Here is a 17,116-nt window from a genome sequence, read left to right as displayed (position 1 = left end):
TGGAACGCGGAAACGAACAACGAACTTGGCCTCCGCGTTACGGGCAAGCCTCCACACTGCCGACGAGGGGTCTTTTCCGCTGACGCCGAACGGCACGTCCCGAGGAATGGTTCAGCTTTGGCGACACCAGGGGCCCGGACACCTTCGTGTCCGGGCCCCTGGTTCGAAGCTGCGGGCGCGCTACAGCGACTCGAGGGCGAGACCCGTCAGTGGCCGAGTCCTTCACCGCTTGACGGCCTTGGCGAGCGGCGGTCGAAAATCACCCTGCCGGTGGCCGCCGGATTGATTCGAAAGCGGTCCGGGTACCTGATTGTTCATGTGGATGGCGCTGGTGACCCCGATGCTGATCATGGCGTTCGCCTTGGTCATGGAACGTGTCGAAGCGGGCGTCCCGGTCAGGAGAACGCGCCTCCACGCGGGCCCCAGCCGATCCGGTGCTCCGTCAACCGCACCCCACCGCCGGGTTGCCACCCGTCGACACCTGACGCCGCGAACCGACGGTCCCTGTAGTGAACACGTGGACCTCGGAGCCATCCGACGAGGCCGCCCATCCCACACGGCCGTCGAGCGAGGGCTGAGTAGTTCAGGTGGCCATCGAACGACTCTCGCGCAGACCGCCCGCCACTGTGGAACGCGCGATGGCACCACGCCTGGTCGCTAGCCAGATCACCCAGAACGTGACCGCAAGCGTGGCCTCGCTCAGGCAGCGGCACGGTTCATCATCAGATCCCGCGGGTTCCGTGGTGGGGTGACCACCGGAGTTCGGCCACGGGTTGCCCAGGCCGGAATCCCGACCGGGGCAACCCGTGGACGCCCTACTCGGCCGCCATCCGCTCACGGAGACTGCGGGGACGCATGTCGGTCCAGACCTCGTCCACGTGGTCCATGCACTCCTGGCGGGTGCCCGTCTTGCCCTCCGCGCGCCAGCCGTCCGGGATCTCCTTCTCCGCCGGCCAGAGGGAGTGCTGGTCCTCGTCGTTGACCAGGACCTGAAAAGTGGTGTTGTCGTCCATCGGGTTTCCTCTCTCGGTTATTCGGTGTTGGTTGCGGCGGTCACTTCGGCTGGTTCGGACGCGGCGGGAAAGCCGCGCAGGGTGGGATTGACGGCGGTCACCACGGTGATCACCGCGATGGCGCCCGCACAGACGAGCACCGCGGGCGGGCCGGGAAACACCTCGACGAGCCAGCCGCCGAACGCCGGGCCGAGCGCGGCGGCCAGGCCGCCGGTCACGCCCAGCACTCCCCCCAGCCTGCCGCGCAGTTCGTCGGGGGTGTTCAGCAACTGGTAGGTGCCGATGGCGGTGTTCGCCGCCGGTGGGAGAAAGGCGATCGCGGCGAACAGCAGCCCCATGAGGTAGCCGTTGTGCACGAAGATCGCGAGCGGGGTCAGGACGGTCAGCGCCCAGAACACCCCGGTGATCAGCAGGTACGGGCTGATCTTGCGGTGCAGGTACGGTGCGGCCAAGGCGCCGAGAATGCCGCCCGCACCGAGCATCGCCGCCATCACCCCGATCTCGCCGGAGGGCATGCCGCGGTCGTTGGCCAGCACGATGATCACCAGGTAGTAGGCCGAGAAGAACAGGTTCAGGCTGATCACGCAGAACGTCGTGACGCGCAGCCGGGGCTGCCCCCACACCCACCGCACTCCTTCGACGATTTCCCGGCCCAGATGCGCCGGTGGCCGGGCGGTCGCGGTGACCCGGTCCGGGATCCGGACGAACAGCAGCGCCACGAACGCGAAGAGATGCGTGAAGACGTCGAAGACGAACGGGACGAACCGGCCGAGCGCGAACAGGAAGCCGCCGAGCGCGGTGCCGGACAGCTGCCCGGCGCTGGTCCTCGCCGCGTTCAGCGCGACGGCGGCCGGGACTTGTTCGCTCGGCACCAGGCGGGGCAGGCTCGCCTCCTCCGCCGGTTCGAACAGTGCCCGGCACACTCCCATCACCACGGCGACGACGACCAGGAGCCCGACTCCGGCCTTCCCCCACCACAGTGCGAGGACGAGCCCGGCGGCCGCGATCGCTTGCACGGCCTCACAGCCGAGCATGATCCGCTTACGGGGCCAGCGGTCCACGAGCGCTCCGGCTGGCAGACCGGTGACCAGCTGGGCGATCGCCACCGCGCCGACGACGAGGCCCGACTGCGCGGCGGATCCGGTGATCGCCAGTACCACCAGAGGAAAGGCGATCATGGTGGTGCTGAACCCGGCTTCGGAGACGACCTGCCCGGTCCACAGGAGCCGATAGTCACGGTTCTTTCCCAGCCGGCTCACGCGTCGTCTCCCCGGCAGTCGGCCGCGATGGCCCGCAGGGCGTCGGCGAAGTCCGCGGCCACCGCCGCGACCGTGGCCTGGGTGTTCAGGTGCGGCTGGTAGTACCAGGAGAACTCCAGCTTGCCGTCCCGCACTCCGCCGACCACTTCGAGCACATGCGGCGGGCGGTTCGCGGGATCCTGCTCCCGGCCGACCGGCGCGAGGGCACGCCGGTAGAGCCCGCTGCCCTCACCGGCGTGATCGCCCTGGCCCAGATAGTTGAACGCGACCTCCGGCGCCGCGTCGCGGAGGTCCGGGAACCGGAAGTAGCGCAGGGCACCGTAACCGAAACCGTTGCCGGGCAAGGCTCGCAGCTGTTTCCTGACCGCTTTGACGAGATCACGCCAGCCGACGGAAGGATCGACCGTGAGCCCGACCGGGAACAGGGTGGTGAACCAGCCGACCGTGCGAGAGAGGTCGACGTCGTCGAGGATCTCCTCGCGCCCATGGCCTTCCAGGTCGACGGCGACGGCCCGCTGGCCGGTCCACCGGGTGAGCGCCCTGGCGAGCGCGGTCAGCAGGACATCGTTGATCCGGGTGCGATAGGCGCCGGGTGCCCGGTGCAGCAGGGCGTCGGTGTCCCGTTCGTCGATCTCGACATTGACCACTTCGGGTGGGGACGGCGGCGCGTCGGTCCGGTCGCGCGGGATCGTGCGACCGGGCAGTTCGCGTGCCCAGTGCTCGTGTTCGCCGTCCAGCTCACCGCCTTCGACGAACTCGCGCAGCCGGTGCGCCCAGTCGCGGAAGGACGTCGTCTTGGTCCCGAGGTCGGCCTTCTCCCCCGCCTCGATCTGCCGGTACGCGTTTTCGAGGTCTTCGAGCAGGATGCTCCACGACACCGCGTCGACGACCAGGTGATGCGCGGCGAGGAACAGTTGTGGATTGTCCCCTTCGGCCGGTTCTGTCAGCAGTGCGCGCAGATGCGGCGGCCGGGTGAGGTCGAAGTCCGCCTGCGCGCTTTCGGCCTCGGCCTCCAGATCGGCGGCGGGCACCTTCTTCAGCACGGACTTCGGCTCGACCGGCTCGTTGTACTGCGTCCAGCCGTCGGAGGTCCGCTCGAACCGCAGGCGCAGGGCGTCGTGCTGGGCGACGACGGCGTCGAGTGCCTGCCGCAGCGCCTCCTCCTCCACTCCTCCGCCCAGTTCGACGAGCACGGATTGGTTGAAGTGCGCCGGATTGGCGGGCTCCGAGGCGAGGAACCAGTGCTGGATCGGCGTCAGCGGCACGTCGCCGACGACGACCTCGCGGTCCACGACCGCGGTGTCGGCCTGCTTCACCACCGTCGCGAGTTCGGCGACCGTCTGGTGGGTGAACAGGTCCTTCGACCGCATCGCCAGCCCGGCCTGGCGGGCGCGGTGGACGACCTGGATGCTCAGGATCGAGTCACCGCCGAGGTCGAAGAAGTTGTCCGTGGCACCGACCCGGTCCAGGCCGAGGACCTCGGCCCAGAGTTTCGCCAGCGACGATTCCGTTTCGGTGCGCGGTTCCACGTAGCTCGCGGTCTGCGTCAAGGACGGATCCGGGGCCGGGAGCGCCGCGCGGTTCACCTTGCCGTTGGGAGTCGTCGGCACCGCCGCCAGCGGTACGAAGATCGACGGCACAAGGTAGTCCGGCAGCGTTTCGCCGAGGAAGGCGCGCAGGTCCGCCGGTTCGCCGACGACGTAGGCGACGAGCCGTTTGTGCCCGCCGATCTCGCGGGCGACCACGACGGCGTCGCGCACCGACGGGTGTCGCCGCAACGCCGTCTCGATCTCGCCGAGCTCCACCCGGAACCCGCGGACCTTGACCTGCTCGTCCACGCGGCCCACGAACTCCAGCGCGCCCGAGGCCGTCCACCGGACCAGATCGCCGGTCCGGTACATCCGGGTTCCCGCCGCGCCGAAGGGGTTCACGACGAACCGGTCGGCGGTGAGGCCCGGCCGTTTCAGGTAGCCGCGGGCCAGCCCGGCGCCGGCGACGAACAGCTCGCCGGTCGTCCCGATCGGAACCGGCCGCAGCGCGGTGTCCAGGACGTGCACCTCGGTGTTCGGGATCGGCGTGCCGATCGGCGGGGTGCCACCAGGGCTCAGCGGTTCACTCCACGAGGTGACGACGGTGGCCTCCGTGGGCCCGTACGCGTTGATCATCCGCCTGCCGGGCGCCCACCGTTCCACCACCGCGGCGGGACAGGTGTCGCCGCCGACGATCACGGTCCGGAAGTCCGGCAGACGCGCCTCCGGCACGGTCGCCAGCGCGACCGGCGGGATCAGCGCGTGGGTGACCCGGTGCCGCCGCAGGACATCGGCGAGCGGAGCGCCGAGCAGCGGTCCCTCGGGCGGCACGACGAGCGTGGCGCCGGCGGGCAGGGACAGGCACAGCTCCAGGATCGACGCGTCGAAACTGGGCGAGCTGAACGCCAGGACACGATCTCCGGCGCGCACCTCACAGTGTTCGATTTCGGCGGCGGAAAACGAGGCCAGTCCGGTGTGGGACACGACGACGCCCTTGGGCCGCCCGGTCGAGCCGGACGTGTAGATCACATACGCGGGCTGAGCCGGGTCCACCGGCACGCCCAGATCGGTGTCGGAGTACCCCGAAGCGTCGAGTTCGGTGTCCACCACCAGAACCGGGTCGGCGTCACGCAGCATGAACTCCACGCGCTCGGCCGGATAGCCGGGGTCCACGGGCAGGAACGCGGCCCCGGTCTTCGCCACGGCCAGTTCGGTGACCACGAGCGCCACCGAACGCGGCAGGAGGACCGCGACGATCCGTTCGGGCCCGGCACCTCGCTCGGTGAGCAGTCGGGCCAGCCGGTTCGCCCGTGCGTTCAGCCCCGCGAAGGTGATCGAGCCGTCGTCGGACAGCAGCGCGGGTGCCTTGGGTGTCCGGCGCGCCTGCGCCTCGACCAGTTCGGCCAGTGAAGCGGCCGTGATGTGGCGTGCGGTGTCGTTCCAATCCCGCAGTTGCTCGAGTTCGTCCGAAGGCAGCATCGGCAAGGCGGCCATCGGGCTGTCCGGCTCGGCGGCGAGCGTGCTCAACAGCGTCCGCAGCCGCGCGATCAGGCGCTCGATCGTCTCCGTGTCGAACAGCCCGGTGCTGTAGTTGATCGCCCCGTTCAGCCCGTCGCCGTCCTCTTCGAACTGCACGAGCAGGTCGAAGTTCGCCGACCCTGCGGGCAGCGGCTCCTCTCCCGCTACCAGCGTGCCGGTGCCGGACCCGTCGTCGACGTTCTGCAGGACCACCATGGCCTGGAACAGCGGGGTCCGGCTCGGGTCGCGGACCGGCTGCACCGCGTCCACCACGCGTTCGAATGGAACGTCCTGGTTGGCGAACGCGTCGAGTACCACTTCCCGCACCTGCGCCAGGATCTCCCGGAACGACCGCCGCTTGTCCACTGTGGACCGCAGGGCCAGGGTGTTGACGAAGAACCCGACGAGACGCTGCAGTTCGGCGCGGTCCCGGCCGGCCGTCACGGTGCCCACGGCGACGTCTTCCTGGCCCGTCCAGCCTGCCAGCAACACCTGGCAGGCCGCGACCAAGGTCATGAACAGCGTGCCGTCCTGCCCCTTGGCCAATTCCCGGAGTTTCGCGGTGACGTCCGCGGGGACGTCGAAGCCGAGCCATTCCCCTTCCGTCGTGCGCACCGCGGGCCGGGGCCGGTCGGTTGGCAGTTCGAGCGGTTCGAGCCCGGCGAGCCGGTCGCGCCAGTAGTCCAGCTCACCGGCGAGTTCGGGGCCGTCGAGCTGTTCGCGCTGCCAGGTCGCGAAGTCCGCGTACTGCACCGGAAGCGCGGGCAGCCGCGGTTCCTCACCGCGGGCGAAGGCGGTGTAGCAGTCGTCGAGTTCGGCGGCCAGCACGCCCGAGGACCAGCCGTCGGTGACGATGTGGTGCAGCACGAGCAACAGGACGTGCTCGTCGGACGTGCGCCGGAACAGCCGGGCCCGCAGGAGCGGGCCGGTGCGCAGGTCGAACGGCCGCGACGCCTCGCGCGCCAGCGTGTCCTCGTCGAAAAGCTCGACCGGGAGGCCGACGTGGTAGGGCTCGTGCACGAACTGGACGCCGCGACCGTCGACGGCGTCGAAGGTCGTGCGCAGCGATTCGTGCCGGGCGACCAGGGTGTCGAGCGCCTGGTTCAGGGCGTCGAGATCGAGTTCGCCGCGGAGCCGCAGCGCCGTGGGCGACAGGTATTCGGTACCGCCCGGCTCGAACTCGTCCAGGAACCACAGCCGCTGCTGGGCGAACGACAACGGAAGAGCACCATCTCGTGCCACAGCGGGAATTTGCGGCGTCTCGGCCCGCTGGTCCGGCAACGCGGCGGCGAACCGGCCGAGCATCGGCGTGGTGAACAGCGCGCGTGGCGAGATGTCGACACCCAGCTCGGCACGCACTCGAGACGTGATCCGCATGCTGAGGATCGAGTCCCCGCCGAGCTCGAAGAAGCTGTCCGTGACCCCGACCTGGTCGATCTTCAGCACCTCGGCCCAGATCCCCGCGAGACGGCGTTCGGTCGCGGTCCGCGGCGCCACGTACTCGACGGCGGTGTCCCTGCCGGGCGCGGGCAGCGCCCGCCGGTCGACCTTGCCGTTACGGGTCAAGGGAAGCGCGTCGAGCGCGACGAACGCCGTCGGGACGAGATGGTCCGGCAGGCGATCCCGCAGCCAGTCCCTCAGTCTCTGGATGTCGCCGACGACGTAGGCGACGAGCCGCCCGTCCCTGGCGGCGACCGTGGTGTCGGTGACCGCGGGATGCTGCCGCAGCAAGGCTTCCACCTCCCCGGGTTCGACCCGGAACCCGCGGATCTTCACCTGGTCGTCGACCCGGCCGAGGTAGTCGATCTGACCGTCGGCGGTCCAGCGCACCCGGTCACCGGTGCGGTACATGCGAGTGCCCGGCGGGCCGAAGGGATCGGCGACGAACCGGTCCGCGGTCAGCCCGGAACGGCCGAGGTAGCCGCGGGCGAGCTGGACACCGGCGAGGCACAGCTCTCCCGGCATTCCGGTGGGAACCGGTGATCCGGCCGCGTCCAAGACGTACGCTCGCAGGTTGGCCAGCGGACGGCCGATCAGGGGGCGCTCCCCCGTCACCGGGGTGTGGACGGCATCGACGGTCACCTCGGTGGGGCCGTAGTAGTTGTACGAGGTGACACCGGAGTCCACCAGCTCACGCCACAGCCGCTCATCGAGCGCCTCGCCGCCTACCATCACGCTGCCGGGGCGGTGTTCGCCGGTCAGCAGACCGGCGTCCATCAGCTGCCGGAGGTAGGTCGGGGTCAGGTCGAGCAGGTCGATCCGGTGGTCACGGAGGTAGCCGACGGCGGCACGGGGATCGAGCCGTGTCTCGTCGTCGAGCACGTGCAACTCATGGCCGTCGATCAACGCCAGCACCCCTTCCCATGACGTGTCGAAGGAGAACGAGGCGGTGAGCGCGATCCGCCTGCGCTCCTGACCGAGAAAGCCGTGGCGGTGCGCGGCGAGCATGTTCATCAGGCCACGGTGCTCGATGACGACGCCCTTCGGCGTTCCCGTCGAACCCGAGGTGTAGATGACATAGGCGGCGTTGTCCACGCTCGCCCGTCGCCCTTCGGACGTCTCGGGAGCGTGCCCCGGTTCGCCGAGCACCACCACCGGTCGAGCGTCGTCCAGGAGGAACTGCTTGCGCTCCTGCGGAAGTTCCGGATCGATCGGCAGATACACCGCCCCCGCCTTGAAGATCGCGAGGATCGCGATGACGGCTTCGGCCGAGCGGGGCAGCGCGACGGCCACCACCTCTTCCGGCCCCGCACCGCGTGCGGTCAGCTCCCGCGCCAGCCGCGTGGCGCGGGCATCGACCTCGGCGAAATCGAGAATCGTGTCGCGGAAGACCAGCGCGGTCTCGTGCGGCAGACGGGCGACCGTCTCTTCGAAGACGTCCAGGACCGTGCCCGGCGGTACGTCGATCACCGGACCGCTGCCCGAGGCCAACAGGTCGTGCCGTTCGCCGGGGGTCAGCGGGGACAGCGCGTCGAGCTGGCACCGCGGGTCGGCGGTGATGGCACGGACGAAGCCGGCGAGCTGGCCCCCCAGACGGCGGACCGTGGCCGCGTCGAACAACCGCGGGTCGTACGACAACTCGAGACCGAGCTTGTCATGCAGATACGCGGTGAGGTTCAGCGGAAAATTCGTCGTGTCCAGCGAATCGACGTCGAGCACGCGCACCTCCGCCTGCCCGCTGTCTTCGATCGGGTAGTTCTCGAAGACCACCACGGTGTCGAACAGCGCCGTACCGGCGGGCACGGCCGTCAGCGACTGCAGTTCGGACAGGGCGAGGAAGTCGTACCGGCGGGCGTCGGCCTGTGCCGCCTGGAGTTCACGCAGCCAGTCGACGACGGACTCCCGCCCGTGGATCTCCACCCTGGCGGGGACGGTGTTGATGAACATGCCGATCATCGCCTCGACACCCGGCATTCCCTCCGGGCGGCCGGACACGGTGGCGCCGAACAACACGTCGGTTTCCCCGCTGTAGCGCGAGAGCAGCAACGCCCAGGCGCCTTGCACGATGGAGTTCACCGTCAGCGCGGCGGCCTTCGCCATCTCGTGCAACCGGGAGGACTCCTCCGGGGTCAGTTCGACCAGGACCGCTCCCGCGGATTCGGCGCGGTGGGCCTCTTGGGGCCGCCGGTCGTAGGGCAGCGGGGTCGGCGTGGTGAAACCGTCCAGCACCGTCCGCCAGTGGTCGATCGCCTCGGCGTGGTCCTGGACGTCGAGCCAGGCCAGGTAGTCGCGGAACGGACGGCGGGGAACCAGCCGCGCGGCCCGGCCTTCGACGATGGCCGCGTACTGCTCGCACACCTCGCCGAAGACCTGCGCCGTGCTCCAGCCGTCGAGCAGGACGTGATGCGAGGTCCACACCAGCTGGACCTCACTGTCGGCGACCCGGGCGATCGCGAGGCGCATCAGCGGCGGCGCGGTCAGATCCATCCCTGCCGCGACGTCGTCCGCCAGCAACTCGTTCAGTGCCCGCCGCTGATCCTCCGGCGTGAGCCCACGCCAGTCGTGCTGCCCGACCGGGACCCGGACCTCGCGGTGCACGCGCTGGACCGGAATGTCCATGCCTTCCCACGCGGTGCTGCTGCGCAGGATGGGCGTGCGGTCCACGACGCGTTGCCATGCCTCGGCGAGTGCCTCCGGATGGCTCACTCCGGCCAGGTGAAGCCGGAACTGGTCGAAATAGGCGTTCGAGCCGGTGTCCACCAGGCTGTGGAACAGCATGCCCGTCTGCAACGGCGTGAGCGGGTAGATGTCCTCTACGTCGCGGCCGTCCCCGGCGAGGCGGTCGACGTCTGCCTGGCCGAGCCGGGCCAGCGGGAAGTCCGACGGCGTACGCCCGCCGGTCTCGGCGCAATGGGCGACGATGCCACGCAAGGCGTCGCGCATGGCATCGGCGAGCGCTCGAACCGTGCTTTCCTCATGCATTTCATCCGAGTACTGCCAGGTGAGATGCAATTCCCCGCCTTCGACGACGCCGATGACATCGAGCAGATACGGGCGGACACTTTCGGGAGAGATGTCTTGTCCGATGCTTTCGCCTCGTCCTTTGAACCATCCTTCAGCGGTGGCACCCACATCCCAGCGGCCGTGGTAATTGAACGAAATCTGCGGTGCGACTGCCGTACGCAAGGCGGAAACCGGCGCTTCCGGGGGGCTCAAGTAACGCAAAGCCTCGAATCCGGCACCTTTGTTCGGAACCGCGCGCAACTGTTCCTTGACACTTTTGAGCACCTCGCCCCACCCACCTTCGGGCAGGGTCAGCGCGAGCGGGTATTGGGCGGTGAACCAGCCGATCGTCCGTGAAAGGTCGAGTGGCCCGGCGAGTTCTTCGCGGCCGTGGCCTTCCATGGCCAGCACGACCCTCGGCCGGCCCGTCCACTGGGACAGCACTCGGCCCAGCGCGCTCACCAGGACGTCGTTGACCTCGGTCCGGTACGCGTCGGGAACGTCGCGAAGGAGCGCGGCGGTCTCGGCCCGGCCAAGTGACACCGAGACGCCGCGCTCCGATTTCGCGGCGTTTCGGCCCGAACGATCAACCGGAATGTCCGTTCGCGCACCGCGAAAAGAAGTTTCCCAGTACGGGACTTCCTTGTCGAGGCGTCCCATTTTCACGTGCTCGTCCAGCGAACGAGCCCAAGAGGTGAAAGAAGTTCGCACTGGTTCCAGCTCTTCGCCGAGATAGGCGCGTTCGAGGTCGGCCAGCAGAATGCGCCACGACACCCCGTCCATGACGAGATGGTGCGCGGTGAGGAACAGCTGCGGCGCCCGACCGCGGAAGGTGAACAGTACCGCGCGCCAGAGCGGCCCGGTGACGATGTCGAGCGAGATCTGTGCCCGCACCGCCTCGGCGTGCATCGCCGCGGCCACATCGTCCACTTCGGACAGATCGACCTGACGGAGGAGGTCGGCCGACTCGACCGGCGCGGCTTCCTGCACCCAGCCGTGGTCCTTGCGGGAGAAGCGCAGGCGAAGCGCGTCGTGCCTCCCGGCGACCCGGCCCAGCGCGGCGATCAGCCTCGGTACGTCCACTGAGGACAGTACGACGTGCACGGACATGGTGAGCCGCCATGGCTCGTCAAGGTGCTCGAACAGCCAGGACTGGATCGGGCCGAGCGGGGCAGGCCCGCCCTTGTCCTCGACCGGCGCGACAGGCGCGTCAGGCTGGGCGACGGTGGCGAGTTCGGCGATGGTCTGATTGCGGAACAGGTCCTTGGACGTCAAGGCCAGCCCCGCCTGCCGGGCCGCGGCGACGACCTGGATGCTGAGGATCGAGTCTCCCCCGAGGCCGAAGAAGTTGTCCTCGACGCCGACCCGGTCGACGCCCAGCACTCCTGACCACACCGCGGCCAGTACGGTCTCGGCTTCGGTGCGCGGGGCCACGTAGCGGTTCTCGGTCCGCGCGCCCGGCTCCGGCAGCGCCCGGTGATCGAGTTTGCCGTTGGCGTTGAGCGGCAACCGCTCCAGCGGGACGAACACCGCGGGCACCATCTGCGCGGGCAGCGAGCGGCCGAGGAACTCTCGCAACGCGATGGTCCCCGGCACGGCACCGGTCAGATAGGCGACGAGACGGCGGGCGTCCCCGGTGCCGTGCGCGACGACGGCGGCCGCGTCGACGTCGGGATGGGCGATCAAAGCGGCTTCGATCTCGCCGGGTTCGATCCGGAACCCGCGGATCTTGACCTGGTGGTCGGCCCGGCCGCGGTAGTCCAGCTCACCGTCGGCGGTCCAGCGCAGCAGGTCGCCGGTGCGGTACATGCGGGTTCCGGGAGCACCGAAGGGATCTGCGAGGAAACGCGAGGCAGTCAGGCCGGGGCGATCGAGGTAACCGCGGGCCAGCCCCGCGCCCGCGACGTACAGCTCGCCGGTGACACCGGGCGGCACCGGTGCTAAATCCGCGTCGAGCACGTAGGTCCGCAGATCCGGGATCGGCACGCCGACCGCGCCGGATCCGCCTGCTTCCAGCGCCCGGTAGGTCACGTGCACCGTGGTTTCGGTGATGCCGTACATGTTGACCAGCCGCGGTCCGTCCGGATGCCGCCGGTACCACTCCGCCAGCCGCGCGGGATCCAGCGCTTCGCCGCCGAAGATCACGTACCGAAGACTCAACGGTGGCGAGGACAGCGCGCTCAGCCGGTAGAACGCCGACGGTGTCTGGTTGAGGACCGTCACCCGCTGCTCGGCCAGCAGTGCCAGGAAGTCTTCCGGCTCGCGGACCGTGTCCTGCGGCACGACGACGAGCCTGCCGCCGTGCAGCAGCGCTCCCCACAGTTCCCAGACCGAGAAGTCGAACGCGTAGGAGTGGAACAGCGTCCAAACGTCCTGGTCGCCGAAGCCGAACCAGGCGTCGGTCGAGGAGAACAGCCGGGTCACGTTCGCGTGCGGGACCAGCACGCCCTTGGGCACACCGGTGGAGCCGGAGGTGTAGATGACGTAGGCGGTGTTGTCCGCCTCGACCTTCACCGCCGGAGCCGTCTCCGGCCATTCCTCGGCCTCGACGGAGTCGACGACGCAGACCGGGCTAGCGTCCGCCAGCGTCGCCTCGATCCGCGCGGCCGGGTAGGCCGGGTCGATCGGGAGGTACGCCGCACCCGTTTTCAGCACCCCGAGTACCGCGACGACGAGGTCCGCCGTGCGCGGCAGCCGGAGCGCCACCAGCCGCTCCGGACCGGCTCCTTCGGCGATCAACCGGTGGGCGAGGCGATTGGCGCGCCGGTCCAGTTCGTCGTAGGTCAGCTCGGTGTTCCCACTCGTCACAGCGACGGCGTCCGGGGTGCGCGCCACCTGTGCGGCGAAGAGTTCGTGCAGGGCGGGCGCCGGTTCGGCGGCCGCCTTGCCGTTCCACTCCAGCAGGACCCGGTCGTGGTCGGCGGGGCTGATCCACGGCAGCCGTCCGAGCGGCCGCTCCGGAGCCGTCGCGATGCCGTCGAGCAGCAGGCTCAGCCAGCCGGTCAGCCGTTCGATCGTGGTGGCGTCGAACAGATCGGTGTTGTAGTTGACCAGCGCGTCGAGCCGTCCGGCGGTCTCCTGGAAGTGGATCGTGAGGTCGAGACCGGCGGTCACGACCGGCGGCGCCAGCTCCTCGACGTCCACTCCGGACATCGACGGGCGGGCGTCCGGCGTGTTGTGCAGGACGACCAGGACCTGGCACAACGGGGTCCGGCTGGTGTCGCGTTCGGGCTGGAGGTCGTCGACGACGCGGTCGAAAGGCACATCCTGGTGAGCGAAGGCGTCCAGGACGGTATCGCGCACGTCGTCCAGGAAAGTGTCGAATCCGCGCTTCAAGTCCACTGTGGACCGCAGGACGAGCGTATTGACGAAGAAGCCGATCAGACCTTCGAGATCGGTGCGCTCACGGCCGGAAACCACAGTACCGACGGCGATGTCGTCCTGCCCCGACCACCGCGCGAACACCAGCTTGGAGGCGGCGAGCAGGGTCATGAACAGGGTGCCACCCTGACGACGGGACAGCTCCTTGAGCCGCGCCGTGGTCCCGGCGGGCACGCTGAATTCGTGCAGGGCGCCGTTCTTGGTCCGGACGGCCGGACGAGGCCGGTCGGTGGGCAGCTCCAGCGCCGGAATCCCGTCGAGCCGGTGGCGCCAGTAGCTGAGCTGAGCGTCGAACTCGGTGCCCTGCAGGCGTTCCCGCTGCCAGACGGCGTAATCGGCGTACTGCGCCGAAAGCGGCGGAAGGTGCGGTTCCTCACCGCGGGCGAACGCGGTGTAGCAAGCGGCCAGTTCGCCCAGCAGCACGCCCGAGGACCAGCCGTCGGTGACGATGTGGTGCAGCACGAGGGTGAGCACGTGGTCACCGGGGGCGAGCCGGGTGAGCGCCGCCCGCAGCAACGGGCCGGCGTGCAGGTCGACGGGGCCGGTCGCGGCGGCGAGCGCGGTGTCCAGGTCGCCGTCGGAGACGGGGACGTCGACGGTGTACGGCGGATGGATCACCTGGACGCCGCGTCCGTCGACGGTCGCGAATGTGGTGCGCAGGGACTCGTGCCGGGCGACCAACGCGGTCAGCGCGCGGTCGAGCGCGCCGAAGTCCAGCTCGCCGCGCAGCCGCAGCGCGGTCGGCGACACGTATTCGGTGCTGCCCGGTTCGAATTCGTCGAGGAACCACAGCCGTTGCTGGGCGAAGGACAGCGGCGCTTCGAAGCGGCCCCCGTCGCGGGGCAGCAGCGGGATCGTCGTCCGGGACGCCCTGGCGGACGGCAGTTGCGCGGCGAGCCGCGCCGGGGTGGGCGCAGTGAACACCAGCCGCGCGGGCACTTCGGCGCCCAGTGCGTCCCGCAACCGGGCGAGAACCCGGATCCCGAGCAGGGAGTCCCCGCCGAGGTCGAAGAAGTTGTCGTCGGTGCCGACCCGCTCGACGCCGAGGACCTCGGACCAGATATCGGTCACCAGCCGCTCGCGTTCGTCACGGGGAGCGACGTACGGGGTGGAAGTGGTGTGCTCCGGATCGGGCAGGGCCCGCCGGTCCAGCTTGCCGTGCCGGGTCAGCGGGAACCGGTCGAGGGCGACGAACGCCGAGGGCACGAGGTGGCCGGGCAGGATTCCGGTCAACGCGGTCCGAAGCCGGACAGGATCGGCGTCGCCGACGACGTAGGCGACCAGGCGGCCGTCGCGCGCGTCCACCGCGGCGTCGGTGACGTCCGGTTGCGCACGCAGCACGGCCTCGACCTCGCCCGGTTCGATCCGGAAGCCACGGACCTTGACCTGCTCGTCGACCCGGCCGAGGTGTTCCAGCTGCCCGTCCGCGGTCCAGCGGGCGCGGTCGCCCGTGCGGTAGAGCCGGGTTCCCGGCGGGCCGAACGGATCCGCGGTGAACCGGTCGGCGGTCAGGCCGGGCCTGCCGAGGTACCCGCGGGCGAGTTGTGCGCCGGAAAGGCACAGCTCACCCGGCACGCCGGCCGGGACGAGCCGCGACCACTCGTCGAGGACGTAGGCGGTCACGTTCCCGAGCGGCCTGCCGATCACGGGCCGCTCGCCCGCCACCGGCGCGCTCGTGGCGTCCACAGTGGACTCGGTGGGCCCGTAGTAGTTGTGGGCAGCAGTGTCGGACGCGGCGAGTTCGCGCCAGAGATCCTCGTCGAGGGCCTCGCCGCCGACCATCAGGAACCGCGGCCGGTGGTCGCCGTCGAGCAGCCCGGCCGGCAGCAGCTGCCGCAGGTAGGACGGCGTCACGTCGAGGAAGTCGACACGCGCGTCCCGGACGTAGCGGATCAGCCCGGCCGGATCGAGACGGGTTTCCTCGGTGATGACATGCAGCTCGTGGCCGTCGGCGAGCAGCAGCGGGCCTTCCCACGAGGTGTCGAACGACAGCGTCGCGGTCAACGCGACACGCAGGGGGTCACGGCCGAACACGGCGCGGTGGTTGGCCAGCAGGTTGACCAGGGCCGCGTGCTCGACGACGACGCCCTTCGGCGTGCCAGTCGAGCCCGAGGTGTGGATGACGTACGCGGCGTCGGAAAGCCGAGGCGCGGCCGGTCTCGGCCCACCGGTGGTGCCGTCGAAGGTTTCGTCGAGCACGACCACCGGCCGGGTGTCGTCCAGCAGCACCCGGATCCGCTCCGGCGGCAGGCCCTGGTCGATCGACAGATGGACGGCACCCGCCTTGAGCACGGCGAACAACGCGACGATCGCGTCCGCCGAACGCGGCAGCACCACCGCGACGACCCGGTCCGGACCGGCGCCGCGAGCGGCCAGCTCTCCGGCGAGGGCGTCGGTGCGGGCGGCGAGTTCGGCGAAGGTCAGCCGGACGTCGCCGCACACCAGCGCGGTCGCGTCCGGCCGGGTGCCCGCCTGGTGGTCCAGGAGATCGACGATCGTCGCCGCGGGTACTTCCAGCTCGCTACTCCCCCAGTCGAGCAGACGGCGCTCTTCGGCGTCGTCGGTCAGCGGCAGGTCGGCGATCCGGCGGCCGGGTCCGGCGGCGATCCCCGCCAGCAGCCGCAGCAGATGCCCGACGATCTTCTCGATCGTGGCGGCGTCGAAAAGTTCGGTGCTGTACTCGAAAAGTCCGGCCAGCTCGCCATCGGACTCCTCGAACTCCACGGACAGGTCGAAGTTCGCCGCGTCCCGCGCGACGTCCGCCGGTTCGGCGGTCAGTCCCGGGAACTCCAGGCCGGTACCGGTGCTCGAATGCAGCAGCACCATGACGTCGAACAGCGGGTTGCGGCCCGGGTTGCGGCCCGGGTCGCGGCCGGCCTGCACGGCGTCGACCACCGCGTCGAACGGCACGTCGTCATGGCCGAAGGCGTCCAGGACGGTTCGCTTCGTGTGGGTCAGGTGCTCGGTGAAGGACGCTGAAGAGTCCACGGCCGTGCGCAGGACGACGGTGTTGACGAAGAAACCGACGACGCGTTCGAGTTCCGGTCGTTCGCGGCCCCGCACGACGGTGCCGAGCGCGATGTCCTCTTGCCCGGTGTAGCGGGCGAACAGCGCCTGGCAGGCACTGAGCAGCACGGTGAACAGCGTGGTCTCCGACTCCCGGGCCAGCTCCGCCAGCCGCTTGGACACCCCCGTGGGGACGGCGAATTCCCGCACCGCGCCCGCGGTGCTCCGGACGGCGGGCCGCGGCCGGTCGGTGGGCAGCTCGAGCGGGGAGACGTCGGCGAGCTGCTCTTTCCAGAAGTCCAGACCGGCACCGCGCGGCGACCGGCTTCCTTGCCAGACGGCGAAATCCGCGTACTGCACCGGCTGCGGCGGCAGCGCCGCGTGTTCGCCGTCGCGGTACAGCAGGCCGAGTTCCTCGGTCAGCACGCCCATCGACGCACCGTCGGTGGCGATGTGGTGCACGCACACCAGCAGCACGTGCTCGTTCTCGGCGAGCCGCACCAGGGTCGCGCGCAGCAGCGGGCCGCGGCGCAGGTCGAACGGCCGCGTGTACTCGGCACGCAGGACGTCTTCGAGATCTTCGGACGAGACGTCCACGACGGGCAACGCGACGTCGTACGGCGGCTGGACGAGTTGGACGCCTTCGCCGTCGACCTCGTCGAAGGTCGTGCGCAACGGTTCGTGCCGGGCGACCAGCAGGCGGAGCGCGGTGGCCAGCGCGGCGTGGTCGAGCGATCCGGTCAGGCGCAGGGCGAACGCGCTGTTGTACTCGGAGTCGTCCGGGCGCAGCCTGCTGAGGAACCACAGCCGTCGCTGGGCGGGTGAGAGCGAGATCGGGCGGGAACGGTCGGCGGCGGCCGGGATCTCCGGCGCCGGTGCGGCCGTTCCCGCCATCCGCGCTCGCAGCGCCTCCCGCAGGTGGGCGGGCAGTGCCGCGATGCGGTCCTGTCGGGACGAGGTCATGGCG

The 17,116-nt window shown here is 70.1% G+C and carries 4 protein-coding genes; all 4 read right to left on the bottom strand.

Features of this window, described 5'->3' with window-relative positions:
* Positions 1-222 precede the first annotated feature (222 nt).
* Positions 223-369, bottom strand: coding sequence for a hypothetical protein (locus tag ACM6LR_RS32725; RefSeq protein WP_414941775.1), 147 nt, complete (start codon positions 367-369; stop codon positions 223-225).
* Between the two features lie 446 nt (positions 370-815).
* Positions 816-1,013 carry an MbtH family protein gene (locus tag ACM6LR_RS32720; protein ID WP_414941776.1) on the bottom strand — a complete coding sequence of 66 codons (198 nt, stop codon included), beginning with the start codon at positions 1,011-1,013 and terminating at the stop codon, positions 816-818.
* 17 nt (positions 1,014-1,030) lie between these two features.
* Complete coding sequence (locus ACM6LR_RS32715; protein ID WP_414941777.1) at positions 1,031-2,272, bottom strand: MFS transporter; 1,242 nt, start codon at positions 2,270-2,272, stop codon at positions 1,031-1,033.
* On the bottom strand, positions 2,269-17,112 hold the full coding sequence (locus ACM6LR_RS32710; protein ID WP_414945172.1) for a non-ribosomal peptide synthase/polyketide synthase: 14,844 nt from the start codon (positions 17,110-17,112) through the stop codon (positions 2,269-2,271). Before ACM6LR_RS32710 ends, ACM6LR_RS32715 begins: the two co-directional genes overlap by 4 nt.
* Positions 17,113-17,116 lie beyond the last annotated feature (4 nt).

This window comes from Amycolatopsis sp. cmx-11-32, assembly GCF_047608695.1.
Lineage (GTDB): Bacteria > Actinomycetota > Actinomycetes > Mycobacteriales > Pseudonocardiaceae > Amycolatopsis.
This window is presented reverse-complemented; position numbering and strand designations above follow the sequence as displayed.